Here is a 24,673-nt window from a genome sequence, read left to right as displayed (position 1 = left end):
GCCTCTGCACGATGAACAACAAGCCCCCAAAGAATTTGAGGAAGCCATGAGCGACATCCAGCAAGAAGAAGCACACACGGGCCCGGTCAGAACACCCAAGCAGTTTTTGTGGACGGTGATCTTTGCTTTTGTGATTCCGGTTTTTGCCATCATCGGTCTGGTGACCTATGTGACCTCTGCCAACAAATCCGGCCCCGGCGCCGCCGATAACGCGGGCTCCATCGAAAGCCGGCTGCAGAAAGTGGGCTCGGTCGAAATACGCGACGCCAACCGCCCCCTCAAATCCGGCCAGGAGGTCTACCAGGCCCAGTGCGCCACCTGCCATGCCACCGGCACCGCCGGCGCCCCAAAGTTTGAAGATGCCGCTGCCTGGGCGCCGCGCATCAAGACCGGCCTCGAAGCGCTGCTGCACTCGGCCCTGGCCGGCAAGGGCGCCATGGCCCCGCAAGGCGGGGGTGACTTTGAAGACGCCGAAATCGCGCGTGGCGTGGTCTACATGGCCAATGCCGCAGGCGCCAAATTTGACGAACCCCAGCGCCCTGCCGCGGCCAGCGCCGATGCGGGCAGTGCCGCCCCCGCCGCTGCTTCTGCTGCGGCTGCACCGGCCGCCACCAGTGCCCCTGCTGCGGCAAGCGCCGAGCCTGCAGCCGCTGCAGCCGCTGCCCCTGCCGCCGCTGCTCCCACAGCCAACGCCGCCGTCAATGGCAAGGCGCTGTATGACAAGGCCTGCTTTGTCTGCCATGCCGCTGGTGTGGCGGGCGCGCCCAAGTTCGGTGACAAGGCCGCCTGGGCACCCTATATCGCCCAGGGCATCGACAGCATGGTGAAGATCGCCATCAGCGGCAAGGGCGCGATGCCCCCACGCGGCGGCTCCAGCGCATCGGATGAAGAGATCCATGCGGCGGTGCAGTACATGGTGGAGCAAGCGCAATAAGCAGGCTGTCCACTGCGCCCGCTAAAAGATCAAGCCTGGCCCGCCGCCTTCAGCGCAGCGGGAGAGCGCACAAAGCCATAGCGCTTTTCCAGCAGCACGCTGGCTACCTCGGTCGGCTCGGGCAGCAGGCCCTGCTCCAGGGCCTGCGACACATCCAGCACATCCTGCGTATGCACAATGCCCAGCCCCTGGTCCATGTGCAGGTAGACGGCGCCTTGCTCATCAGCCAGCACCGCCTGCACCTGCGCAGGCGCCAGCACCGCGCCAGTATGGGCATGCAGCAGCAGGGCTTCATCGCGCCACTGCGCGCGCCAGACCCAAGGGGTGGCCTCCAGCTCCACAAACACCTGCTGCGGGCCATTTTGGAAATACCAGCAGCCCTGGGCATCGGCGAGGTAATTGCGGGCAATGAACTGCGCGAGCTTGTCATGCTCCACCCGCGAGCCCTTGGCGCCTGGCAGGCCACTGGCAAAAGCGCCGGCGGCCTGGGCCTGCGCATCGCGCAGCCACCAGTTGCCGCGCGCATCCAGCGCCAGCCAGCCCCAGCAGGCGGGCACGTTGGGCCATTTGGCCATGGCTTGTTTCACGATATCGTCCATCTGGCGATCCTACTGCATGCGCCGACGCAGGCATGCCGGTCATGCACCCCTCAGACCGTCAATAATCGCTGACAATGGACCGCTGCCAGATCGGTAACAATGGCGGCTCTGAACATGGCGAGGAGCCCTCATGAACGCATGGAAACGATTTCTGGTGGTAGCAGCCGCAGCGCTGGCACTGACGGGCTGCGGCTATAACGATTTTCAGCGCCTGGACGAAGAATCCACGGCCGCCTGGAGCGAGGTGCTGAGCCAGTACCAGCGCCGTGCGGACCTGGTGCCCAACATCGTGGCCTCCGTCAAGGGCGAGGCCAACTTCGAGCAGGATACGCTGACCAAGGTGATCGAGGCACGGGCCAAGGCCACCTCGATCCAGGCCACGCCCGAGCTGGTGAACAACCCCGAGGCTTTCAACAAGTTCCAGCAGGCCCAGGGCGAGCTGTCGAGCGCGCTGTCGCGCCTGATGGTGGTCTCGGAGCGCTACCCCGAGCTCAAGGCGAACCAGGCTTTCCGCGATCTGCGCGTGACGCTGGAAGGTACAGAAAACCGCATTGCCGTGGCGCGGGACCGCTACATCGGCACCGTCAAGGCCTACAACATCAAGGCCCGCGTGTTCCCCACCAACCTGACGGCCAAGGTCTTTGGCTACCAGCCCAAGGCCAATTTCACGGTGCAGAACGAGGCCCAGATTTCCCAGCCGCCTAGCGTCGACTTCTCGTCCGAGCGGAAGTAAGCGCATGGCCCGGATGCCCGCTTGGCGCCCGCCGCTGGCCTGGGTGCTGGCCCTGGCAGTGGCCGTGCTGCTGCCCTGGCTCAGCGCGCCAGCGCGCGCTGCCGTGCAGCCGGTGCCGGCGCTCAGCGCCCATGTGATCGACCAGACCGCCACCTTGAGCGCGCAGGACCAGGCCCAGCTCGAAGCCCAGTTGACGGCGCTGGAGCGCGACACCGGCGCGCAGGTCGTGGTGCTGATGGTCGCCAGCACCAGCCCCGAAGACATTGCCGCCTATGCCCAGCGTGTGGCCAGCACCTGGAAGATTGGCCGCAAGGACGTGGGCGATGGCCTGCTGGTGCTGGTGGCCAAGGACGACCGGCGCATGCGCATCGAGGTCGCCAAGACCTTGGAAGGCGCGATTCCCGATCTGCGCGCTGCGCGCATCATTGACCAGACGATGGCGCCGGCTTTCCGCGCCGGCTACTTTGCCGCCGGCATTGGCGACAGCCTGGCCCAGATCAGCGCGCTGATCAAGGGCGAGGCGCTGCCGCCGCCCCGAACCACAGCGCCCAGCCGCAACCAGGCGTCGTCGGCCTTGCCCGATGACCCGGCGCAGCTGCTGCTGTTCTTCTTTATCTTTGTGATGGTGGGCGGCAGCGTGTTGCGCAGCATGCTGGGCCGCGCGCTGGGCTCGCTGGCCACCGGCGGCGCAGCAGGCCTGGTAGCGGCCTGGCTCACCTCCAGCGTGCTGCTGGGCATTGGCGCGGGCGTCGCTGCGCTCTTTGTGGTCTTGCTGGCCGGCACCATGCGCGGGGGCAGCTCAATCGGCGGGGGCGGCGGTGGCTTTGGCGGCGGAGGCGGCTTTGGCGGGGGTGGATTTGGCGGCGGCGGCGGATTCAGCTCCGGCGGCGGCGGCAATTTTGGGGGCGGTGGCGCCTCGGGGAGTTGGTGATGGGCCATTGGTTGCAACGCTGGGGCAGGCAACTGCGCCACCGCTTTCTGGAGCGCGATGCCTCCCATGCCTTGCCCGATGACGCCCGGCAGCGCCTGGCGCAGGCCATCGCGGCTTCAGAGGCCAGGCACAGCGGCCAGATCCGCGTCTATGTGGAAAGCGCCCTGCCCTGGAGCTATATCCGCCGTGATGCGCCTGCGCGCGAGCGCGCGGTGATGCAGTTTGGCAAGCAGCGCGTCTGGGATACCGAACACAACAATGGCGTGCTCATCTACCTGCTGCTGACCGACCATGCGATCGAGATCGTCGCCGACCGGGCGGTATCGCGCTGCGTCAGCGGCCCGCAGTGGCAGGCGATGGTCGACAGCCTGGCCAGCGACCTGCGCAGTGGCCAGTACGAAAAGGCCTTGCTGGCGGCCATTGGCCAGGTTTCGCACCATCTGGAGCAGCAGTTCCCACGCGGCGCCGCACCCTCGGCGGCAGGTAACGAACTCGATGACCAGCCGCTGATCGGCTGAGCACGGCGCACGGGCGGCGAATTTCTGCCTCCCAGCCCAACCGGGCAGTCGATATAAATGATAATGCGCAATCAATATCATTTGATACACCTTTCGCCCGCCCTTCTCGCCTGCCTTCTCCATGTCCTCCGACACCCCCATCCTCTCCCGCAGCCCTGCTGCCGGTCTGCCGGGCGCCAGCCGCCTGCAATCGATTGACGCCCTGCGCGGCCTGGTCATCCTCTTCATGCTGATCGACCATGTGCGCGAGACCTTCTACCTGCACCACCAGGTGCCCGATCCGATGGATGTCTCGGCGACGGCCCCGGAGCTGTTTTTCAGCCGCTTGCTCGCCCACCTGTGCGCGCCGGTGTTTGTGCTGCTCACGGGCCTGTCAGCCTTTTTGTACGGCAGCAAGTACGAAGACGGGCGCGCGGCGGCCTCGGGCTTTCTGTTCAAGCGTGGGCTGTTTCTGGTGCTGCTGGAGGTGACCGTGGTCAACTTTGCCTGGACCTTCCAGTTCCCGCCCACCAAGATCTTCCTGCAGGTGATCTGGGCCATTGGCCTGTCGATGCTGATGCTGTCGGCCCTCGTGTGGCTGCCGCGCCGCCTGATCATTCCGCTGGGCCTGCTGCTGGTCGCCGGCCACAACCTGCTCGACCACCTGCACTTTGCGCCCGACCATGCGCTGCACACGCTCTGGGCCGTGCTGCATGACCGGGGCTGGATCGATGTGAGCAGCAGCCTGCGCCTGCGCACCTCCTACCCGCTGCTGCCCTGGATCGGCGTGATCGCGCTGGGCTACGCGATGGGCCCCTGGTTTGCCAAGGGGGCCGATGCACTGCAGCGCCAGCGCCGCCTGCTGACCTGGGGCCTGGGCCTGTTGGTGGGCTTTGTGCTGCTGCGTGCCGCCAACGTCTATGGCGACAAGCCTTGGGTCGTGGCCGATTCGTTCCTCGTCAGCGCCATGGGCTTTTTGAACATCACCAAGTACCCGCCATCCCTCTTGTTTCTGGCGCTGACCCTGGGCATCGGCCTGCTGCTGCTGTGCGCCTTTGAGCGCCGGCCACAGATGCGCTGGCTGGCACCGCTGACCGTGTTTGGCGCCGCGCCGATGTTCTTCTATGTGCTGCACCTCTATGTGCTCAAGTTCCTCTACCTGGGCGCGCAGGCGATCTGGGGCAACAACCAGGGCGAGGTGTTTGGCTTTGATGCGATCTGGATGGTGTGGATCACCACGGTGGCCATGGGCTTTGCGCTGTACCCGGCGGTGAAGGCCTTTGCCGCCTTCAAGGCCCGCAGGCGCGATATCACCTGGCTCAAGTACCTCTAAGCCGCTTTTTACGCTGCCTCAGGCTGCAGGCCCTGCACCGCTGAGGCAGTCCTTGCACTGGCCGTACAAGGTGATCTCATGGCCCTCGACCAGAAAGCCCGGCGGCGCCATGCCCTTGAGGTCGCCCGGGCAGGCCTGGATATCAAACACCCGGCGGCAGCTGTTGCACTGGAAGTGGTGGTGGTGGTCGTGCGTCGCCGGCTCATAGAGCGGCAGGCCACCGGGCAAGGTGACCACGCGCAGCAGGCCCTCTTCCGTCATCAACTTGAGGTTGCGGTAGACGGTCGCAATGCCCAAGGCCGGCAGCGCAGCACCCGCAATCTCCAGCACCTCTTGGGGTGAGAGTGGACGGCCTTGCGATGCAAAGGCATCGGCGATGGCGGCGCGCTGGCGGGTAGGACGTTGCATGGTCTGACAGGGACGTTCCGAAGAACGGATGGGCAATCGGGGGAGCGCCCATCATAGCCGCTTGGGCTGCGGCCTGCAGCCAGGCAGCGCTGGCCGCCATTGCCCTCCTTTGCCGCGCTACTACCTCAGAAAATCTGCAAGGGCATCTCCGCCAGCAGCCGCACCTGGTTCACATTCAGCTCGCCCTGGGTTTGGTTGGCCCGGTGCACGCCGTAGCGCAACTGCAGCGCCAGCCCCTTGGCCTGGCCTTGCTGCACGGTGTAGCGCAGCAGCATGTCGCGCTCCCAGTGTCGGCCGCCACGGCCGCTGGCGCCCAGGTAGTTGGCATACACGCTGCCGGCACGGCTGTAGTCAATGCCCGAGCCGCGTGTATAGGCGACGCCCGCGCGCAGGCCCGGCGTCAGCCACTGGCCCAGATCGGCCTCGTACTTGAGCTGCCAGGACGCCTCATGCGGCGCATTGAAGTCCGACAGCTGCATCGCGTTGTCCAGCCAGATGGAGCCCCGGTTGACATAGTCGAATGGCGTATCGCCATCGACCTTCTGGTAACCCAGGCCCAGCTGGTGCATGCCGGCCGCATAGGTCGCCATCAGGCTCCAGGTCAGGTTGTCCACCCGGCCAGCCTTGGCCGCGCCGGTGTCCTTGTTGCGGTACAGGTTCAGGCTCAGCGAGAGGCTTTGCTTCTCGGCCAGCGCCTTTTTGTAGACGCCGCCCAGGTACCAGGTGTTCCAGACATCCTCGTATTGGCCGACGTAGCTTGACAGGCTCAGCCCGCTCCAGGGCGTGGCCCAGCTGCCACCGGCAAAGCTGAAGGCATCGCCTTGCACGCCTGAGTAATTGGCCAGCAGGGGCTGGCCGTTCTTGCGCGCATTGCGGTCGGCCCAGCGGGTAAAGCGGCCGGCCTGCAGCGTCAGTTGCGCAATATCGTTGCTGCTGATCTGCCAGCCCCGGTTGGTCTCGGGCAGCAGGCGGGTGTCGGAGGAGTGAAAGATCGGGTTCTTGCTGCGCATCTCGCCCACTTTCAGCTCGGTCGACGACCAGCGCAGCTTGAGCGCCGCCCCTGCGCGGCCAAAGCTGTCCTGCAGGTCCGTGCCGTCTTTGGCGATATAGCGCGGGTTGCTGCGCACCTTGTCGGCGTCCGAGCCCAGGTTGATGCCGCCATAGGCATGCGCATCGAGCCCCAGGCCGACCACCCCTTGCGTGTAGCCCGAGCTGAAGTTCAGCATCAGCCCATAGCCGGCTTCGGCGGCCTTGTCCGAGCGCGCGCCGCCAGACACCACGCGGGTGCTGTCGCCACGCCGGTAGTCCAGCTGCTCATAGACCATGCGGTTGACCATGCCCAGGCTCGCGCCTTCGATCAAGCCCTTGGCCTCGTCCTGCGCGCCGGCCTGCGCATGGCCTGCCGCCAGGGCCAGCGCCGCCAGGCCGCTGCTGCGCGCCATCCATTTGAAATAAGTCATTGTCTGGTGTTGCCCAAAATTGCGATAGCGGTTCAGCGCGGCACCGAGGCGCGGCTGACGATGTCCTTGAAGCGCTGCTGCGCGCGCTCGGGCACCTCGGCAGGTACCTGCAGGCCGGGCAGCGGCGCATCGCCCACCTGCACCAGCATCACCATGCCCATCGCGTAATGGGGCAGGCACTGCACGCCATAGAGGCCCGGGGCATCAAAGCTGACCTCGATCTCCTCGTTGATCTTGCCCTTGAAGGGCTTGGCACCAGCGGGCGCCATGCCCGGGATGCTGACCGCGTCGTGCCCGCTGCTGCTGGCCAGGAACTTGATCTTGTCGCCCGGCTTGATCTGCAGGAACTCGGGTTCATAGGTCATCGGACCGGTGGCACTGCGGTTGCGCATCTTGACTTCAAAAGTCTCGGCACCCGCCTGGCTGCACAGCAAGGCGCTCAACACAACAGGTAGCCAGGTTCGGTGGTTCAGGGTGGGCATATCGGCTCACAGTCAGGAAGAAGAAAGCGGACGAAAACGCAGCACGCGGCTGCCGTCCCAGGGGTCGACCAGCGCGCTGGCCTCGACGCGAAAAACCTGCGCCAGCAGCGCGGCATCAAGCACCTGCTCGGGCCGGCCCAGTGCGACGAGCCGGCCTTGCTGCATGACGGCCAGCCGGTCGCAGGCCAGCGCCTGGTTCAGGTCATGCAGGGCCACGACCTTGGTGACGGGCAGGCTGCGGATCAAGGCCATCAGCGACAGCTGCTGGTGGATATCGAGGTGGTTGCAGGGCTCATCGAGCAGCAGCACACCGGGCTGCTGCGCCAACGCGCGTGCGATATGCACACGCTGGCGCTCGCCACCCGAGAGGCTGTGCCAGGCGCTGTGGCGGCGCTCCGCCATGCCCACGGCATCCAGGGCCTGCTGCACGGCCTCCCAGTCCTGCGCGGCAAAAGGCTGCAGCGCCGAGAGCCAGGGCGTGCGCCCCAGCGCCACCGCGTCTTCAACGCTGATGGCATCCTGCGTCTCGGCCATCTGCGCCACCAGGGCCAGCTCGCGCGCAATGGCGCGGCGCCCCATCTTGTGCAGCGGCTGGCCCTGCAGCAGCACCTGGCCCTCGTTGGGCCGGATCACACCGGCCAGCAAGCGCAGCAGGCTGGACTTGCCCGAGCCGTTGGGGCCAATCAGCCCCAGCATCTCCTGGCGCTGCACCGGCAGGCTGAGCTGCTCGACAACCGGCCGGCCCTGCAGGCGCAGGCCCAGCGCGCAGGCCTGCAACACCGGTTGATCCGCCGTGACCAGAGCTGCCGCCGTCATCCGCGCCTCCGCTGGCTTTTGAGCAGAATGCAGGCAAATACTGGCGCGCCGACCAGGGCGGTGATCACGCCAATCGGCAGCACCTGGCCCCGGATCAGGGTGCGCGAGAGCACATCGGCGGCGATCAAAAAAACGGCACCCATCATCGCGCTGGCAGGCACCAGGCGGCCGTGGCTGACGCCGACCAGCATGCGCGCGGCATGCGGAATGACCAGGCCGACAAAGCCGATCGCGCCGACGATGGAGACCATGACGGCCGTCATCAGCGCAGCGGCCAGCAGCAGCACCAGTTGCACCCGGCGCACCGGCACGCCCAGCGCGGCCGCCGATTCGCTGCCAAAGCTGAAGGCATCGAGCGCGCGCGTATGCAGCAGGCACAGCAGCAGGCCGGTGATCGCAATGCAGGCGGTCAGCACGGTATCGGGCCAGCGCACGCCGCTCAGGCTACCCAGCAGCCAGAACATGATGCCCCGGGCCTGCTCGGCACTGCCCGACTTGGTGATGATCAGCGAGGTCAGTGCATTGAACAGCTGCGAGCCCGCAATGCCGGCCAGCACAATCTGGCCGCTGTTGCGCAGGCCACCGCTGCCGGCGGCATGGGCCAGCAGGGCCACCAGTGCAAACGCGCAGAGCGCACCAAAAAAGGCGCCCACGGTCATCGATATGGCGCCCGCACCGATGCCGACGACAGTCACCAGCACTGCGCCGGTGGAGGCCCCGGCCGAGATGCCGAGCAAATAGGGCTCGGCCAGCGCATTGCGCAGCAGCGATTGCAAAATGACGCCGGACACCGCCAGACCCGCGCCGCAGCTGGCCGCCACCAGCGCGCGGGGCAGGCGGTAGTTCCAGACAATGCCCTGGCTGATGGGATCGATGGCATAGCTGGCACCTGCCAGCTTGTTGGCCAGCACCTGCAGCACCAGGCTGGGCGACAGCGCCGTCTCGCCAACGGCGATGCCCAGCGCCACGCTCAGCAGCAGCGCCAGTGCCGCGCCCAGGCACCAGGCGGCCCCATGCAGCGGCCGGCGCAGCGCCGATGGGCGCGCGGATGCCGTTGCCACCATCATGCAAGGCCTTGCATCAGCGGCTGATCAACGCGCGGCCGCCGGGCCGAGCTTGCGTACCGCATCGCTGATCTGCTCCATGCCATCGACCAGGCGGATCGAGCCTTGCAGCGCATCGGCATCGACGATGACGATGCGGTTGTTCTTGACGGCATCCATGTGCTGGGTGACCGGGTCCTTCTTCAAGAACTCCAGCTTCTTCTGGTAGTCATCCGCAGGGAAGCGGCGGCGGTCCATGCGGGCGATCACCAGGATCGATGGATTGGCCTTGGCAATGGTCTCCCAGCCCACGGTGGGCCACTCTTCGGACGAGTCGACGATATTGCGCAGGCCCAAGGTCTGCAGCATGTAGCCGGCAACCCCGTTCTTGCCCGCCATGTAGGGGTCGATGGCCAGATCGGCGCTGGAGAACCACAGCGCAGCCGTCAGATGGGGCTGCTGCGCGGCCTGGACCTTGGCGACCGCCTTGGCCTGGCGCTCGCGCAGGTCCTTGACCAGGCGCTCGCCCTGGGGCTGCACATCAAAGAGCTGTGCCAGTTGGGTGATGCTCTTGTAGAGCGCCTGCACATCGTAGGCCGCGGTGCGGGTGCCATCGGCGCCCTTGAGGTTGTTCTTGCCTTCGCAGTCGGAGGGCATCGCATAGGTGGCAATGCCCAGGTCATGGAACTGCTCGCGCGTGCCCACGACGCCGTCCTTGCCGACCATCCATTCAAACTGCGACACCACCAGCGCCGGGCGCTTGCCGATCACCGACTCAAAGCTCGGGTCGTTGTCCGCCAGGCGCGGCACCTTGTCATTGATGGCCTTGAACTGGGGCAGCACGGCATTGAACCACAGCGAGGTGCCCACCAGCTTGTCGCCCAGGCCCAGCGCATACAGCATCTCGGTGCCGGCCTGGCCGATGGTGACGACCGACGCGGGCGCCTGCTTGAGGGACACCTCGTAGCCGCAGTTGTGCAGCTGCATCGGATAAGGGGCGGCCCAGGCGGACAGCGGCATGAATACACAGGCAGCCAACAGGGCAGGCAGCGCAAAACGGCGAACAGGCATCGGAATCGTCTCTCCAGGTAGAGGCTGGGCATGCGGGCCGTGCGAGCCGATCCGGTGCTGGGCGCTGCCCGGTGGAGCCAGGACAGCCTTGCGCAGACGAGACGCTGCTCACCGCCCGGACACCCCGCCGGTCATGATCAAAACACACGCACATCCGCCATGAATGGGTTTGCCGCACCGGCGCTTGCGTCGTTCGCCTTGCAGCGCGCACAACCGGTGGCATGCCTGTTTCTCTGTGCAAACCGGGGGCTTGCCAGTGGATTGTGAATGCATGACCTTGGCAGGTCTCCTGACTGGCCGGTCTGCGCAGACCATCGCCTTCCCGAACCGCAGTTCAGTGGCGCATGGATGGCCTGCTCGCGGCCTACAGTTGCGGGGGCAGTTCCGTTTGGGGCGCTGGCTGCCGGCTCGCGCTCCCTGGATTCCCTCATGCCCCGGCACCCTGCCGTGCGCATGTTCTTGCGAAACCAAAGTGGCTGTACTGTAGCCGATTTACAGGGCCTGCATGCTAAGCTGCAGGCCGTTTGATGGCCATGAACCACCCACCCACTACACCCAGCGCATACGGCATCCGCCGCGTTCAGCATCTCGCGCCGGTGGCGGCCTTTTTGCAGGCGGCGCGCCAGGCCATGTTTGGCGATCGGGTCGATACCAGCACGCCGCAGGCCGATCTGCGCGACTTTGCCTCGGTCTATGCACCGCCCGGCGGCTGCATGCTGGCGGCCTGGCAGGGCGACCGCATCATCGGCAGCATTGCCTACCGCGCCTATAACGGGCGCTTTGCCCACCTGGCCGTGCCCAGCGCAGGCACCGCCGAGGTGGTGCGCCTGTATGTGGACCCGGCCTGGCGCCGCCAAGGCCTGGCTGGCGCGTTGTTCGCGCAGCTGCGGCAGCGGGCGCTGCAGCAGGGTGTGCAGCGGCTCTACCTGCACACGCATCCTTTTTTGCCGGGCGCACAGGCCTTTTGGCAGCGCCAGGGCTTTGTCAGCCTGCACCAGGATGCCGACCCGCTGTGGCAAACCATTCATATGCAGCAGGTGCTGCAGGCCGGTCCCACTCCGACCCATCCGCTACGGGCGTAAAAAAACCACCGCATGCGGTGGTTTTCCTGTGGCAGTTGCGCAAACAGCGGATCAGCGCTTCTTGCGGTATTTTTGCAGGGCGGCAATCTGGGCGGCCATGACGGACAGCTCGGATTGGGCCTTGGCCAGGTCAAGCTCGCCCTTGGCGTTCTTGAGGGCTTCTTCAGCCTTTTGCTTGGCTTCAACCGCTTTTTGCTCGTCCAGGTCCTTGCCGCGCACAGCGGTGTCGGACAGCACGGTCACGCAGTCGGGTTGCACTTCGAGAATGCCACCAGCCACGAAGATGAACTCTTCGCCGCCGTCGGCCTTCTCAATGCGCACCGAACCCGGCTTGATGCGGGTGATCAACGGCGTGTGGCGGGCGTAGATACCGAGTTCGCCCATTTCACCAGGCAAAGCCACAAAGCGGGCTTCGCCGGAGAAAATGGATTCTTCAGCACTGACCACATCAACGTGGAAGGTGTTCATCTTTGATCCTCAGAGTGAAAAAGAAACTAGTTCGCGAGAGGGGCTGCGTGCGGCAGCCCGTTCTGCAAAGCTTAGATCTTCTTCGCCTTCTCGATGGCTTCGTCGATCGTGCCAACCATGTAGAAGGCTTGCTCGGGCAGGTGGTCGCACTCGCCGTTGACGATCATCTTGAAGCCGCGGATGGTTTCCGACAGCGGCACGTACTTGCCTGGAGCGCCCGTGAACACTTCAGCAACGTGGAAAGGCTGCGACAGGAAACGCTGGATCTTGCGAGCGCGGGCCACGACGAGCTTGTCTTCGGGAGCCAGTTCGTCCATACCCAGAATCGCAATGATGTCGCGCAGTTCGGTGTAGCGCTGCAGGGTACCCTGCACTTGGCGGGCTACCGAGTAGTGCTCTTCACCCACCACTTGGGGGTCCAGCTGGCGGCTGGTCGAAGCCAGTGGGTCCACCGCAGGGTAGATACCCAGCGAAGCGATGTCACGCGACAGCGCCACGGTGGAGTCCAAGTGGGCGAAGGTCGTTGCTGGCGATGGATCGGTGTAATCGTCCGCTGGCACGTAGACGGCCTGGATCGAGGTGATCGAACCCACCTTGGTCGAGGTGATACGCTCTTGCAGACGGCCCATTTCTTCGGCCAGCGTAGGCTGGTAGCCCACGGCCGAAGGCATACGGCCCAGCAGCGCGGACACTTCGGTACCGGCCAGCGTGTAGCGGTAGATGTTGTCCACGAAGAACAGCACGTCCTTGCCTTCGTCACGGAACGCTTCAGCCATGGTCAGGCCGGTCAGCGCCACGCGCAGACGGTTTCCTGGTGGCTCGTTCATCTGGCCGTACACCATGGCAACCTTCGAGTCGTTGAGCGACTCCTGGTTCACCACACCGGCGTCCGACATTTCGTGGTAGAAGTCGTTACCTTCACGGGTACGCTCACCCACGCCGGCGAACACGGACAGACCGCTGTGCGCCTTGGCGATGTTGTTGATGAGCTCCATCATGTTCACGGTCTTGCCCACACCGGCACCACCGAACAGACCGACCTTACCGCCCTTGGCGAACGGGCACACCAGGTCAATCACCTTGATGCCGGTTTCCAGCAGTTCCTGTGCAGGGGCCAGCTCGTCATAAGCGGGGGCCTTGCGGTGGATGGAAGCGGTCAACGACTGGTCCACAGGACCGCGTTCGTCGATGGGGTTACCCAGCACGTCCATGATGCGGCCAAGGGTTGCCTTGCCCACGGGCACGGTGATCGCCTTGCCGGTGTTGGTGACCATCAGGCCACGCTTGATACCGTCCGACGAGCCCAGCGCAATGGTACGCACCACGCCGTCGCCCAGCTGCTGCTGCACTTCCAGCGTCAGGGCAGTGCCTTCGAGCTTCAGTGCGTCATACACGTTAGGCACGCTGCCGTGGGGGAACTCAACGTCCACCACCGCACCGATACATTGAACAATCTTGCCTTGTACTTGAGCCATTTGTTGCTCCAATATTGATTTCAGTCGAGCTGTATTACACAGCCGCGGCGCCTGCGACGATTTCCGACAACTCGGTCGTAATCGCAGCCTGACGCGTCTTGTTGTAGATCAGCTTCAACTCGTTGATGACGTTGCCGGCGTTGTCGGTAGCGGCCTTCATGGCCACCATGCGTGCAGACTGCTCGGAAGCCATGTTGTCTGCAACGGCCGAATAGATCAGCGACTCCGCATAACGCACGAGCAGCTCGTCGATCACACTTTGCGCATCGGGCTCGTAGATATAGTCCCAGCCGTGGGATGCAGCCGGTGCCGAGCCCTGGATCGCTTCTTGCGACAGGGGCAGCAACTGCTCCACAACCGAGTCCTGCTTCATCGTATTGATGAACTTGGTGTAGCACAAATAGACCGCGCTCAGCTTGCCCTCAGCGTACTGGTCGAGCAAAACCTTGGCCGGGCCGATCAGCGCATCCAGATGCGGCGTATCGCCCAGGGCGGTAGCGTTGGCCACCACCTTGACACCGACGCGCGTCAGAAAGCCCAGACCCTTGCTGCCAATGGCCACGGCTTCCGTGCTGACACCCGCAGATTGCAGTTCCTTGAGCTTGTTCGTCACGGCACGCAGCACATTGGTGTTCATGCCGCCGCACAGGCCCTTGTCAGTCGTCACCACGATCACGCCCACCTTCTTGACGTCATTCGACACCATGAAGGGGTGGACATATTCGGGGTTTGCCTGGCTCAGGTGAGCTGCAATTGCGCGAATCTTCTCGCTGTATGGACGGGCTGCCTGCATCCGCTCCTGCGCCTTGCGCATTTTGGATGCGGCAACCATTTCCATGGCCTTGGTGATCTTCTTGGTGTTTTCCACCGATTTGATCTTGCCGCGTATTTCCTTGCCTGCTGCCATGATGACTCCTCGACCGGATTAAGCGAAGGACTTCTTGAATGCAGTGATGGCTGCAGTCAGTTCAGCTTCGTCCTTGCCTTCCTTGTCGAAAGCCTTCTTCTCGTTCAGACGGTCCACCAAGGCGCCGTAGCTGGTCTTGAGGAACTGGTGCAGACCCGATTCAAAGGACAGAACCTTCTTGACTTCGATGTCGTCCATGAAACCCTTGTTCACGGCAAACAGCGACGAAGCCATCAGAGCGACAGGCAGAGGGCTGTACTGGGCTTGCTTGAGCAGCTCGGTCACGCGGGCACCGCGGTCCAGTTGCTTGCGGGTTGCATCGTCCAGGTCAGAAGCGAACTGTGCGAAAGCAGCCAGTTCACGGTACTGCGCCAGATCGGTACGGATACCGCCGGACAGGCCCTTGATCAGCTTGGTCTGAGCGGAACCACCCACGCGGGACACCGAGATACCGGCGTTGATAGCGGGACGGATACCGGCGTTGAACAGGCTGGTTTCCAGGAAGATCTGGCCGTCGGTGATCGAGATCACGTTGGTAGGCACGAAGGCCGACACGTCACCCGCTTGGGTTTCGATGATAGGCAGAGCCGTCAGCGAACCCGTCTTGCCCTTGACTTCACCCTTGGTGAAGGCTTCCACGTAGTCCGCGTTCACGCGGGCTGCGCGCTCGAGCAGGCGGCTGTGGAGATAGAACACGTCGCCAGGGAACGCTTCGCGGCCTGGTGGACGGCGCAGCAGCAGCGACACTTGGCGGTAAGCCACCGCTTGCTTGGACAGGTCGTCATACACGATCAGGGCGTCTTGGCCACGGTCGCGGAAGTACTCACCCATCGTGCAACCCGAGTAGGCCGACACGTACTGCATGGCAGCGGATTCAGAAGCGGTAGCGGCCACGACGATGGTGTATTCCATCGCGCCGGCTTGCTCCAGCGCACGCACCACGTTCTTGACCGACGAAGCCTTCTGACCAATGGCCACGTACACGCAGGTAACGCCTTGGCCCTTTTGGTTGATGATGGCGTCGATCGCGACAGCGGTCTTGCCGGTCTGGCGGTCACCAATGATCAGCTCGCGCTGGCCACGGCCCACGGGCACCATCGCGTCGATGGACTTGATACCCGATTGCAGGGGCTGGTCCACGGATTGACGGGCGATAACACCAGGCGCAACCTTTTCGATCACGTCGGTCATCTTGGCGTTGATAGGACCCTTGCCGTCGATTGGCTGGCCCAGTGCGTTCACCACGCGACCGACCAGTTCTGGGCCCACGGGCACTTCCAGAATACGGCCGGTGCACTTGACGATGTCGCCTTCCGAGATGTGGGTGTACTCACCCAGAATCACGGCGCCAACAGAGTCACGCTCCAGGTTCAGAGCCAGACCGTAGGAAGGTTGACCGTCGGCGGTGGCTGGGAATTCCAGCATTTCGCCGGCCATCACATCGGACAGGCCGTGCACGCGCACGATACCGTCGGTCACCGACACCACCGTACCTTGGTTACGGATATCGGAATTGCCTGACAGACCCTCAATGCGGCTCTTGATCAGTTCAGAAATTTCTGCGGGATTGAGTTGCATTACTCACTCCTTTTCATGGTTTAGCCGAATCCTCGAACTGCATTACGCAGTGAGGGTTGCTTTCATTTGTTCCAGACGGGCCTTGACCGAGGTGTCAAGCACCTCGTCACCCACCACAACGCGAACGCCGCCAATCAGCGACTCGTCCACGGTGGTGCTCAGATTCAGTGGGCGGCCAAAGCGTTTTTCCAGCACGGTGCCCAGCGCATTCAATGCGGAGTCATCCATGGGGAAGGCGCTGTACACCAGCGCATCCGACGAACCGTTGTTACGGTTCACCAGCGCGCGAAATTGCGAGGCCACTTCAGGCAGCGCATCCAGACGGCGGTTTTCCACCACCGTACGCAGGAAGTTGCGCGCCAGGTCTGACAAGGCCCAACCGCGTGCCAGCGTCACACCGGCCATCACATCGATCACCTGTTCGTTGGTGACGTTGGGATTGTCGGCCAGCAGGCGCATTTCCGGATCGGCGGCAATCGCCGCCAGTTCGTCCGTCCAAGACAGGGCGTCGCTCAAGCCGGCACCTTTGTCGGTGCAGGCCTTGAACAAGGCTTCAGCGTAAGGACGGGCAATGGTGGCGAGTTCTGCCATTTCGTTGCTTCCTTACAGCTCAGTCTTCAGGCGATTGAGCAAATCACTGTGTACCGCAGGATTGACTTCCTTGCGGAGAATCTGCTCAGCACCCTTGACAGCCAAAGCTGCAACTTGCTCGCGCAGCGATTCGCGCGCCTGGATCACTTGCTGCTCGGCATCTGCACGAGCGGCGGCAATGATCTTGTTGCCTTCTTCGGTAGCACGGGCCTTGGCCTCTTCTACGATTGCTTGGGCACGACGGTCTGCGTCCGCGATACGCGACGCTGTCTCATTGCGGGTTGCGGAAAGTTCTTCCTCAACGCGCTTGTTCACAGCTGTCAACTCGGACTTTGCCTTATCGGCAGCAGCAAGACCATCGGCGATTTTCTTTGCTCGCTCATCCAACGCCTTGGCAATAGGTGGCCACACGAATTTCATCGTGAAGAGCACCAGAATCAAGAAGACAATGGCCTGAACGAACAGGGTCGCGTTAATACTCACGGCAACACCTTTCTATCTACGGCGTTGATCGGAGCTTAGGCCAGTTGGAATGGGTTGGCGAAAGCGAACAGCAGAGCGATAGCAACACCGATCAGGAATGCAGCGTCGATCAGACCAGCCAAGATGAACATCTTGGTTTGCAGTTCGTTGATCAGCTCAGGCTGACGTGCCGACGATTCCAGGAACTTGCCGCCCATCAGAGCAATACCGATCGAAGCGCCGATAGCGCCCAGACCAACAATCAGACCACAAGCCAGAGCGACGAGACCGAGAACGTTTTCCATGATGACTCCTGAGAAAAAAAAGAAAGGTTAAGAGAAAAAGGAAAGGGAACAGTTAGTGAGCTTCATGTGCCTGGCCGAGGTAAATCAGCGTCAGCATCATGAAAATGAAGGCCTGCAGAGTAATCACCAGAATGTGGAAGATCGCCCAGATCGTGCCTGCAATGATGTGCCCCACGGGGAGCAACACACCAGAGAGCGACATAGCGGCTGCGCCACCCATCAGGGCAATCAGCATGAACACCAACTCACCAGCGTACATGTTGCCGAACAGTCGCATACCGTGCGACACCGTCTTGGCAACGTATTCAATAATCTGCATCAGCAGGTTGACGATGCCGAGGATCACGGCAAAGACAGGATTCTTGCTGGTACCAAAGGGTGCGGACACCAGTTCGTGCGCCCAGCCGCCCAGACCCTTGATCTTGACGCTGTAATACAGGCACAGGATCAGCACGGCCGTCGACAGACCCAGGGTGGTCGACAGATCGGCGGTAGGCACGACACGCAGATAAGCGTGGTGGTCACCGGTGGCGCCTTGCCACAGCAGAGGCAGCAGGTCGACCGGCAGCATGTCCATCGCGTTCATCAGGAAAATCCAGACGAAGACGGTGAGCGCCAGAGGAGCGATGAACTTGCGCGATTGGGCATTGTGGATATTGGCCTTGGCCTGGTTATCCACCATCTCGACCAGCATCTCGACTGCGGCCTGGAAACGACCAGGCACGCCGGAGGTGGCTGTGCGCGCGGCCAGCCACATCACGAAGATGCCCAGCACGCCCAAGATCACGCTCACTGAGATCGAATCAAGGTTGACCACCGAGAAATCGATGATCGACTTTTGCTTGATATTCTGAAGATGCTGCAAGTGGTGAACGATGTATTCACTTGCAGTGGGTGCATTCGCTTCTGCGGCCATCGGACAACTCTTCTTCTCAATTACAAAATTTTTGCAGATCTGGTCAGCAGCCAAAGCGCCAACCAGTACGTCTTCATCACTACAACCAGACCCAACACCAGCGCCAACCAGTTGAGTCCCGGCACCACCAGTGGCGCCAGCAGTAGCAGCACCACGGTCAGCACCAATTTTGCGATCTCCAAACCAAAGAACCGGACCATCGCAAGATTCTCTTGCCCAGCCCCCAGATGCAGCCGCAATCCACGTGCAAAAAAGGCAGCAGGAATCACCACCGCCGCCGCACCGTATGCCACCGACCACATCCATCCGGCCCGCTGCGTCACCAGACCCACCAGCACGGTGAGCACCACCCCGACGACCAGCTGCCACTTCACCACACGCACCACCGATACCGGCGGATGGCGCTGGCGCCACTCTGCTGCTTCTTGTGCAGTCAGGGGCTTGAAGTCCGATTCTTCGGCCACATGTTCTTCTTGTGGAGCATTTGTTGTCATAGTGTTGGCTCCCGGGCAGAACAACCTAGCCAAAGCCTGCGATTATAAGGATAAACCCGTTGCAAACGGGAAGCGTTTTGTTGCGCGTCTGTTTTTTTGCGGCACACAAGCCTCCCTACAGCCCCTTTTGGCGTCAGTTGTATCCGACAAATTCCACACCAGGAAGATGGCTTATCGTCTGATGGCACATCACTTGCAAGCTTCTGTTTTAATAGCAAAATGAGCACCAATACACCTGCTGCAGACCCCAGCGATTCCGGCACCGATCCTCGCAAAGATTCCCTGATCGAATACCCCTCAGACTTTCCGATTAAAGTGATGGGGCTCAATCAGGACGGCTTTGTCCACGCGGTCACCGCCATCGCCAAGGAACACGACCCCTTCTTTGATGCCAGCAAGATAGAGTTGCGCCCCAGCAGCGGCGACAAGTACCTGGGCGTCACCATCACCGTGACGGCCACCAGCCGCGAACAGCTCGACAACCTCTACCGTGCGCTCACCTCCAGCCCCCTGGTCAAGGTCGTACTGTAAGCGGGCCTTGTTGTCACCTTTGTGAACCTTGCCGGCCCTTGGTGGCCGCTTTTCGCCATGCAGACCCGCTTTCTTGGCCAGGCCGATTACGAGCCCACGCTGCAAGCCATGCAGCAATTCACTGCGCAGCGCACGCCGCAAACGCCCGATGAGCTATGGATTTGTGAGCATGCGGCCACTTTCACCCAGGGCATTGCGGGCCTGCCCAGCCATCTGTTGCATACAGGCGACATTCCGGTGGTGCAAACCAACCGGGGCGGCCAGGTCACCTACCATGGCCCGGGGCAAGTGGTCGCTTACCCGCTGATCGATCTGCAGCGCGCCGGCTACTTCGTCAAAGAATATGTGTTCCGCATTGAAGAAGCCGTGATCCGCACCCTGGCCTCCCTGGGCGTGACCGGCCACCGCGTGGCAGGGGCCCCGGGCATCTATGTGCGCCTCGATGACCCCTTCTCCCACGCGATGCTGGCCCAGCGCCCGGTGCAGCGCGATGGCGCCAGCCCCGCAGCCGAGCCGGTGTTTGACGGCCTGGGCAAGATTGCCGCGCTGGGCATCAAGATCAGCCGCCACTGCAGCTACCATGGTGTGGCCCTGAATGTAAAGATGGACCTGGAACCCTACCACCGCATCAACCCTTGCGGTTATGCCGGGCTGCAAACCGTCGATCTTTCTACAATTGGGGTTAACGCCGACTGGGAGGACGTGGCCAAGACCTTGGCGCGCGAGTTGTCCTCCCGCTTGGCGACTGCCGGTTCTGCATAAGCGGGTGCCGCAGCGCACGCCCTATTCCCCACTAAGGGGCGGCGCAGCAGCCTCGGGCCGTTCTTGCTCAGAGCCTACGGCCCCTCCGGGTTTGTGCGTGCCTCTCGCACAGAACGCGGTGAAACAACTAAAGTGAGCATCATGAGCACCAATGAAGTCGTGCGCGAAGCACAGTCCGCTGCCACCTACAACCCGCTGGCCAAGCAAAAGGCGGCCGCCAAACTGGCGCGCATCCCCGTCAAGGTCCAGCAAGCCGAGGTGCTGAAAAAGCCCGATTGGATCCGCGTCAAGGCCGGCAGCCCCACGACCCGTTTCTACGAGATCAAGGACATCCTGCGCCAGAACAATCTGCACACCGTCTGTGAAGAGGCCAGCTGCCCCAACATTGGCGAGTGCTTTGGCAAGGGCACGGCGACCTTCATGATCATGGGTGACAAGTGCACGCGCCGCTGCCCATTCTGCGACGTGGGCCATGGCCGCCCTGACCCCCTTGATCTGAACGAGCCGCTGAACCTGGCACGCACCATTGCCGCGCTGCGCCTCAAGTACGTGGTGATCACCAGCGTCGACCGCGATGACCTGCGCGACGGTGGCTCGGGCCACTTTGTCGAGTGCATCAAGAACATCCGCGAGCTCTCGCCCACGACCCAGATCGAGATCCTGGTGCCGGACTTCCGCGGCCGCGATGACCGCGCGCTGGAAATCCTCAAGGCCGCCCCGCCCGATGTGATGAACCACAACCTGGAAACCGCACCGCGCCTGTACAAAGAGGCCCGTCCCGGCTCCGACTACCAGTTCAGCCTGAACCTGCTCAAGAAGTTCAAGGATCTGCACCCTACCGTGCCAACCAAGAGCGGCATCATGGTGGGCCTGGGCGAAACGGACGAGGAAATCCTGCAGGTGATGCGCGACATGCGCGCCCACAACATCGACATGCTGACGATTGGCCAGTACCTGGCGCCCTCGAACAGCCACCTGCCTGTGCGCCGCTATGTGCACCCCGACACCTTCAAGATGTTTGAAGAAGAAGCCTACAAGATGGGCTTCACCCACGCCGCCGTGGGTGCGATGGTGCGCTCGAGCTACCACGCTGACCAGCAGGCACACGCTGCAGGCGTCTAAACACTGAGCGCCCTCGACAAAAAGGCTGCCCCTGACGAACAGGAGCAGCCTTTTTGCTTGGGCGTGTGCGACGGAAGGACAGTTTTATCCCAGCGCCGCGCTGCTGCCCACCACCACCGCATACAGATCACCAATTGTGGCCATCGCGCTTTGGTGCAACTGCGCGGCAGAGACCGCGCCGGCGGCCGATTGCAGTGGACGGGTAGCGCAGGCATTGGCCACGACGGTGGCACGTTTGCCGCGCAGGAAGGCGCCTTCGGCAGTGAAGGTCACGCACATATGGCTCATGAAGCCGATGATCACCAGCTGCTCGTTGCCCGCAGCCTCGACCTGCTGGGCCAGGTCGGTGTTGTGGAAGGAGTTGGGGGCCGTCTTGACAACGACGGGCTCCCCGGCTTGCGGCGCCACGCTGGCATGGATCTGGCCGATCTCGGCGCGGATGTCATAGGGTGAGCCCTCGCCACCATCGTGCTGCACATGGATCACCTTGGCGCCCACAGCGCGGGCCTGGGCCAGCAGGCGGGATGCGGCGTCCAGTGCCGGCTCCCAGCCTTCGAGCGCCATCACGCCCCGGGTGTAGGTGTTCTGGTAGTCCACCAGAATCAGGGTCGACTGGGCCAGGACGGCGGTCTTGGCGTCGAGTTGGTTGAGTTCGCGTAAAGTGCGGGTATGCATGGTGCTTGCCTTGTTAGGAGGTTGCTGCCACCGGCAGTGGTGGCGGCATGGAGGCATCTTAGGGACAGCCCCCGCAGCGGACAATGCCGTCTTTGCCGCAGAAACCGACACCGGCCTCGAATGAAAGAACGCATGCCGCACCCTGAACGCCTGATGGTGATCGTGTTGTTTGACCGGGTTGACCTGCTCGACATCAGCGGCCCGCCCGAGGTGTTTGCGCTGCTGCAGCGCGAGATGGACGCGCCCTGCGGCTACCAGGTGCTGCTGGCGGCCGAGTCGCTCGAGCCCGTCACCACGGCTGCGGGCGTGCGCGTGCTGCCCGACATACGCCTCTCCAGCCTGCAGCACCAGGCGATCGATACCTTGATCGTGCCGGGCTCGGTCGACACCGATGCCCAGGGCCGCGTGCAGGCGCTGGCCGATCCGGCCGTCGTGCAGTGGGTGCAGACGCTGGCGGGCCAGTCCCGGCGCGTGGCCTCGGTCTGCGTCGGCGCGCATATCCTGGCAGCCGCCGGCCTGCTCAGCGGCAAGGAGGCCACGACGCACTGGTCCACCGCCGCGCAGCTGGCCCAGGACCACCCGGACATCCACGTGGATGCCGACCGCATCTACATCCAGCAGGGCCGCATCTGGACCGGAGCGGGCCTGACCACCTGCCTGGACCTGGCGCTGGCCCTGGTGGCCGAGGATTTTGGCAATACGCTGGCGACGCGTGTGGCGCGCCAGCTGGTGATGTTCCTGAGGCGCCCCGGCGGCCAGAGCCAGTTCAGCGTGATGCTCGAGCCGCTGTCGAGCACGCGCCGCATGGACAAGCTGCGCCAGTACATCGCCGAGCACCTGGGCCAGCCGCTGTCGATGCCCGACCTGGCCGAGCAGATGCATGTGAGCGACCGGCAGCTGGCCCGCATCTTCAAGACCGAGCTGGGCATGACGCCGGCCGCCTACCTGGAAGCGGCGCGGGTGGAGGCGGCCCGCCAGCAGCTCGAAGCCACCGATGCCCCGCTGGAGCGGGTAGCCCAGACCTGCGGCTTCAACACCTCCGACACGCTGCAGCGCGCGTTTCGCCGCCAGCTGGGCACCACGCCGGGCCAGTACCGCAGCCGCTTTCGCACGCCCACAGAATGAGTCGGGGCCGAGGCCTTTAACTCTCCAGCACGCCAGCCGGATCTTCTGACGCAATCACCTGCTGGGCCCAGCCGACCAGGCGCCGCGTGTCGGCCCGCAGCACCTGCTGCTTGATGGCCAGGATCTGCGCGGGCTGCATCGAAAAGCTGCGCAGGCCCAGGCCCAGCAGCAAGCGGGTCATCGCGGTATCGCCGGCCATCTCGCCGCAGACGCAGACATCCTTGCCGGCGGCATTCGCCGCCTGGATGACCTCGGCCACCAGGCGCAGCACGGCGGGGTGGAAGGGGTCGTAGAGCTGCGACACCGCCTCATCGGCCCGGTCGATCGCCAAGGTGTACTGGATCAGGTCGTTGGTGCCGATCGAGAGGAAATCGAAGTACTTCAAAAAGGTGCGCACCGTCAGCGCTGCGGCCGGTATCTCGACCATCGCGCCGAGCTTGACCAGGCCCTGGGGCACATTGCGCTCGCGCAGCTCCTGCGAGGCTTGCTCGACCAGTGCCAGGGTCTGCTTGATCTCGCTGACATGGGCGAGCATCGGAAACAGCAATTGCACCGGGCCATGCGCTGCTGCGCGCAAGATGGCGCGCAGCTGGGTGCGGAACATGTCCGGATCAGCCAGGCTGAAGCGGATGGCGCGCAAACCCAGCGCCGGGTTGAGGTAGTAGTCCTTGGGCTGGGCCTTGTCCAGCGGCTTGTCGGCGCCCACGTCGAGCGTGCGGATCGTCACCGGCATGCCCTGCATGCCTTCGAGCGCCTCGCGGTAGGCGCGGTACTGCTCTTCTTCATCGGGTACCTTGCCGCCCCGGCCCATGAAGAGAAACTCGGTGCGGAACAGGCCCACGCCCACGGCACCGGCTTTCACCGCCGCCGGGCCATCGCCGGGCTGCTCGATATTGGCCAGCAGCTCGATGCGCTCGCCATCGATGGTGATGGACGGCGTATCGCGCAGGCGCGAGAGGCGCTCGCGTTCCAGGCGCATCTGGCGCTGCTTGAAGCGGTACTCCTCCAGCAGGATCGGCGAGGGGTCGACAATCACCTCGCCGGCATCGCCGTCGATGATGACCCAGTCATCGGCGCGGATCAGCTGGCTGGCCGTGCGGGCACCCACGACGGCCGGAATATCCATGCTGCGCGCGACGATGGCGGTGTGGCTGGTCTTGCCGCCCACCGCCGTGACAAAGCCGGCAAACACGCTTTGCTTGAACTGCAGCATGTCGGCGGGCGAGAGGTCATTGGCGATCAGCACCATCGGCGCATCGCGCTCATCGGCCACCCAGTCGTGCTGCCCCTCCTGCACGCCCAGCGGCGTGCTGACCGGCGCCGCCACCGGGCTGGAGACGCCGCGCATATGGCGCAGCACGCGCTCGACCACCTGCTCGAGGTCGCCTTTGCGCTCACGCAGGTACTCGTCGTCCATCTCGTCGAACTGGCGGCACAGCAGCTCCAGCTGCGCGGTCAGCGCCCATTCGGCGTTGTAGAGGCGCTCGCTGATCAGCTGGCGCACACCCGAGGACAGCATGTCGTCCTGCACCAGCATCAGGTGCACATCCAAGAGCGGCTCGAGCTCCTGCGGCGCATCGACCCCCAGGTCGCCACGCAGGCGCTGCAGCTCTTCGATCACCGCCAGCCGGCCTTTGCGCACACGCTCTATCTCACGCGCCACCTGGTCGGGCTCGATCAGGTAATGGGTCACCTCCAGGTGGCTGGACGCCGCCATGACGGCCCGGCCAATGGCAATCCCCCGGGCCACTGCGATTCCATGGATGGCAAATGTCATGCGGAACTTCCTCTTCGCTGGCGCGCTGTTGCGCCAAGCTGATTTATACGCCTGTCTCAGAAGACTGTACAAGCTCGGGGGCTGGTAAAGCGCGGG

At 63.6% G+C, this 24,673-nt stretch carries 28 protein-coding genes and 1 riboswitch; of the genes, 10 read left to right on the top strand and 18 right to left on the bottom strand.

Features of this window, described 5'->3' with window-relative positions:
- Positions 1-46: 46 nt before the first annotated feature.
- The gene (locus tag WH367_RS10535) at positions 47-934 is read left to right on the top strand and encodes a c-type cytochrome (protein ID WP_339535947.1); all 888 of its coding nucleotides are present in this window, start codon (positions 47-49) and stop codon (positions 932-934) included.
- A 29-nt stretch (positions 935-963) separates the two neighbouring features.
- On the opposite strand, the gene WH367_RS10530 is transcribed toward WH367_RS10535, so the two are convergent.
- Positions 964-1,533, bottom strand: coding sequence for a DUF2946 family protein (locus WH367_RS10530; protein ID WP_339535946.1), 570 nt, complete (start codon positions 1,531-1,533; stop codon positions 964-966).
- Positions 1,534-1,663: 130 nt separating this feature from the next.
- Between WH367_RS10530 and WH367_RS10525 the strand changes: the two genes are divergently transcribed.
- The 4 genes from WH367_RS10525 to WH367_RS10510 all read left to right on the top strand — a co-directional run bounded on the left by WH367_RS10525 (position 1,664) and on the right by WH367_RS10510 (position 5,027).
- Positions 1,664-2,266, top strand: coding sequence for a LemA family protein (locus tag WH367_RS10525; RefSeq protein WP_021027151.1), 603 nt, complete (start codon positions 1,664-1,666; stop codon positions 2,264-2,266).
- Positions 2,267-2,279: 13 nt separating this feature from the next.
- Positions 2,280-3,197: a TPM domain-containing protein gene (locus WH367_RS10520; protein WP_339535945.1), complete on the top strand. Its 918-nt coding sequence runs from the start codon at positions 2,280-2,282 to the stop codon at positions 3,195-3,197.
- Positions 3,197-3,715 carry a TPM domain-containing protein gene (locus WH367_RS10515; protein WP_339535944.1) on the top strand — a complete coding sequence of 173 codons (519 nt, stop codon included), beginning with the start codon at positions 3,197-3,199 and terminating at the stop codon, positions 3,713-3,715. Before WH367_RS10520 ends, WH367_RS10515 begins: the two co-directional genes overlap by 1 nt.
- Before the next feature lie 121 nt (positions 3,716-3,836).
- The gene (locus WH367_RS10510) at positions 3,837-5,027 is read left to right on the top strand and encodes a DUF1624 domain-containing protein (protein WP_339535943.1); all 1,191 of its coding nucleotides are present in this window, start codon (positions 3,837-3,839) and stop codon (positions 5,025-5,027) included.
- 18 nt (positions 5,028-5,045) lie between these two features.
- Here WH367_RS10510 and WH367_RS10505 read toward each other — a convergent pair whose 3' ends face one another.
- The 6 genes from WH367_RS10505 to WH367_RS10480 form a co-directional block, all read right to left on the bottom strand.
- Positions 5,046-5,435 (bottom strand): Fur family transcriptional regulator, encoded by a 390-nt coding sequence (locus tag WH367_RS10505; RefSeq protein ID WP_021025628.1) that lies wholly within the window; start codon positions 5,433-5,435, stop codon positions 5,046-5,048.
- Positions 5,436-5,560: 125 nt separating this feature from the next.
- The gene (locus WH367_RS10500) at positions 5,561-6,895 is read right to left on the bottom strand and encodes an OprD family outer membrane porin (RefSeq protein WP_339535942.1); all 1,335 of its coding nucleotides are present in this window, start codon (positions 6,893-6,895) and stop codon (positions 5,561-5,563) included.
- A 32-nt stretch (positions 6,896-6,927) separates the two neighbouring features.
- Positions 6,928-7,377 (bottom strand): pseudoazurin, encoded by a 450-nt coding sequence (locus tag WH367_RS10495; RefSeq protein WP_339535940.1) that lies wholly within the window; start codon positions 7,375-7,377, stop codon positions 6,928-6,930.
- Positions 7,378-7,389: 12 nt separating this feature from the next.
- Positions 7,390-8,193 (bottom strand): ABC transporter ATP-binding protein, encoded by an 804-nt coding sequence (locus WH367_RS10490; RefSeq protein ID WP_339535938.1) that lies wholly within the window; start codon positions 8,191-8,193, stop codon positions 7,390-7,392.
- The gene (locus tag WH367_RS10485) at positions 8,190-9,260 is read right to left on the bottom strand and encodes a FecCD family ABC transporter permease (protein WP_339535936.1); all 1,071 of its coding nucleotides are present in this window, start codon (positions 9,258-9,260) and stop codon (positions 8,190-8,192) included. Before WH367_RS10485 ends, WH367_RS10490 begins: the two co-directional genes overlap by 4 nt.
- 24 nt (positions 9,261-9,284) lie before the next feature.
- The gene (locus WH367_RS10480) at positions 9,285-10,307 is read right to left on the bottom strand and encodes an ABC transporter substrate-binding protein (RefSeq protein WP_021025623.1); all 1,023 of its coding nucleotides are present in this window, start codon (positions 10,305-10,307) and stop codon (positions 9,285-9,287) included.
- 262 nt (positions 10,308-10,569) lie between these two features.
- Positions 10,570-10,794: riboswitch (cobalamin riboswitch) on the bottom strand.
- A 46-nt stretch (positions 10,795-10,840) separates the two neighbouring features.
- On the opposite strand from WH367_RS10480, the gene WH367_RS10475 reads away from it, so the two are divergent.
- A complete protein-coding gene (locus WH367_RS10475; protein ID WP_339535934.1) occupies positions 10,841-11,389 on the top strand; it encodes a GNAT family N-acetyltransferase in 549 nt (182 codons plus the stop codon).
- A gap of 51 nt (positions 11,390-11,440) precedes the next feature.
- Here WH367_RS10475 and WH367_RS10470 read toward each other — a convergent pair whose 3' ends face one another.
- From WH367_RS10470 to WH367_RS10430, 9 genes are all read right to left on the bottom strand, one after another.
- Positions 11,441-11,857 carry a F0F1 ATP synthase subunit epsilon gene (locus WH367_RS10470; RefSeq protein WP_021025621.1) on the bottom strand — a complete coding sequence of 139 codons (417 nt, stop codon included), beginning with the start codon at positions 11,855-11,857 and terminating at the stop codon, positions 11,441-11,443.
- 71 nt (positions 11,858-11,928) lie between these two features.
- Positions 11,929-13,332: a F0F1 ATP synthase subunit beta gene (gene atpD, locus WH367_RS10465; protein WP_021025620.1), complete on the bottom strand. Its 1,404-nt coding sequence runs from the start codon at positions 13,330-13,332 to the stop codon at positions 11,929-11,931.
- 34 nt (positions 13,333-13,366) lie between these two features.
- Positions 13,367-14,239: a F0F1 ATP synthase subunit gamma gene (atpG, locus tag WH367_RS10460; protein ID WP_021025619.1), complete on the bottom strand. Its 873-nt coding sequence runs from the start codon at positions 14,237-14,239 to the stop codon at positions 13,367-13,369.
- 18 nt (positions 14,240-14,257) lie between these two features.
- On the bottom strand, positions 14,258-15,817 hold the full coding sequence (gene atpA, locus WH367_RS10455; protein ID WP_312988805.1) for a F0F1 ATP synthase subunit alpha: 1,560 nt from the start codon (positions 15,815-15,817) through the stop codon (positions 14,258-14,260).
- A 42-nt stretch (positions 15,818-15,859) separates the two neighbouring features.
- Positions 15,860-16,408 carry a F0F1 ATP synthase subunit delta gene (locus WH367_RS10450; protein WP_312988806.1) on the bottom strand — a complete coding sequence of 183 codons (549 nt, stop codon included), beginning with the start codon at positions 16,406-16,408 and terminating at the stop codon, positions 15,860-15,862.
- 12 nt (positions 16,409-16,420) lie between these two features.
- Positions 16,421-16,891 carry a F0F1 ATP synthase subunit B gene (locus WH367_RS10445; RefSeq protein ID WP_021025616.1) on the bottom strand — a complete coding sequence of 157 codons (471 nt, stop codon included), beginning with the start codon at positions 16,889-16,891 and terminating at the stop codon, positions 16,421-16,423.
- A 35-nt stretch (positions 16,892-16,926) separates the two neighbouring features.
- A complete protein-coding gene (atpE, locus tag WH367_RS10440; RefSeq protein ID WP_021025615.1) occupies positions 16,927-17,175 on the bottom strand; it encodes a F0F1 ATP synthase subunit C in 249 nt (82 codons plus the stop codon).
- A 52-nt stretch (positions 17,176-17,227) separates the two neighbouring features.
- Complete coding sequence (gene atpB / locus WH367_RS10435; RefSeq protein ID WP_021025614.1) at positions 17,228-18,091, bottom strand: F0F1 ATP synthase subunit A; 864 nt, start codon at positions 18,089-18,091, stop codon at positions 17,228-17,230.
- A 20-nt stretch (positions 18,092-18,111) separates the two neighbouring features.
- The gene (locus tag WH367_RS10430; RefSeq protein WP_021025613.1) at positions 18,112-18,585 is read right to left on the bottom strand and encodes an ATP synthase subunit I; all 474 of its coding nucleotides are present in this window, start codon (positions 18,583-18,585) and stop codon (positions 18,112-18,114) included.
- A gap of 219 nt (positions 18,586-18,804) precedes the next feature.
- On the opposite strand from WH367_RS10430, the gene WH367_RS10425 reads away from it, so the two are divergent.
- The 3 genes from WH367_RS10425 (at position 18,805) to lipA (ending at position 21,000) form a co-directional block, all read left to right on the top strand.
- Positions 18,805-19,116 carry a YbeD family protein gene (locus tag WH367_RS10425; protein WP_021025612.1) on the top strand — a complete coding sequence of 104 codons (312 nt, stop codon included), beginning with the start codon at positions 18,805-18,807 and terminating at the stop codon, positions 19,114-19,116.
- 57 nt (positions 19,117-19,173) lie between these two features.
- Positions 19,174-19,878 carry a lipoyl(octanoyl) transferase LipB gene (gene lipB / locus WH367_RS10420; protein ID WP_021025611.1) on the top strand — a complete coding sequence of 235 codons (705 nt, stop codon included), beginning with the start codon at positions 19,174-19,176 and terminating at the stop codon, positions 19,876-19,878.
- 141 nt (positions 19,879-20,019) lie between these two features.
- On the top strand, positions 20,020-21,000 hold the full coding sequence (gene lipA / locus WH367_RS10415; RefSeq protein ID WP_021025610.1) for a lipoyl synthase: 981 nt from the start codon (positions 20,020-20,022) through the stop codon (positions 20,998-21,000).
- Between the two features lie 84 nt (positions 21,001-21,084).
- Here the strand turns inward: lipA and WH367_RS10410 are convergent, their stop codons facing one another.
- Positions 21,085-21,675: a cysteine hydrolase family protein gene (locus WH367_RS10410; protein ID WP_339535930.1), complete on the bottom strand. Its 591-nt coding sequence runs from the start codon at positions 21,673-21,675 to the stop codon at positions 21,085-21,087.
- A gap of 132 nt (positions 21,676-21,807) precedes the next feature.
- Here WH367_RS10410 and WH367_RS10405 point away from each other — a divergent pair, with 132 nt between their 5' ends.
- A complete protein-coding gene (locus WH367_RS10405) occupies positions 21,808-22,800 on the top strand; it encodes a GlxA family transcriptional regulator (protein ID WP_339535928.1) in 993 nt (330 codons plus the stop codon).
- A 16-nt stretch (positions 22,801-22,816) separates the two neighbouring features.
- Here WH367_RS10405 and ptsP read toward each other — a convergent pair whose 3' ends face one another.
- Complete coding sequence (ptsP, locus tag WH367_RS10400; protein WP_021025607.1) at positions 22,817-24,577, bottom strand: phosphoenolpyruvate--protein phosphotransferase; 1,761 nt, start codon at positions 24,575-24,577, stop codon at positions 22,817-22,819.
- Between the last annotated feature and the right edge of the window lie 96 nt (positions 24,578-24,673).

Origin of the sequence: Comamonas sp. MYb21 (genome assembly GCF_037479395.1) — a bacterium.
GTDB lineage: Bacteria > Pseudomonadota > Gammaproteobacteria > Burkholderiales > Burkholderiaceae_C > Comamonas.
This window is presented reverse-complemented; position numbering and strand designations above follow the sequence as displayed.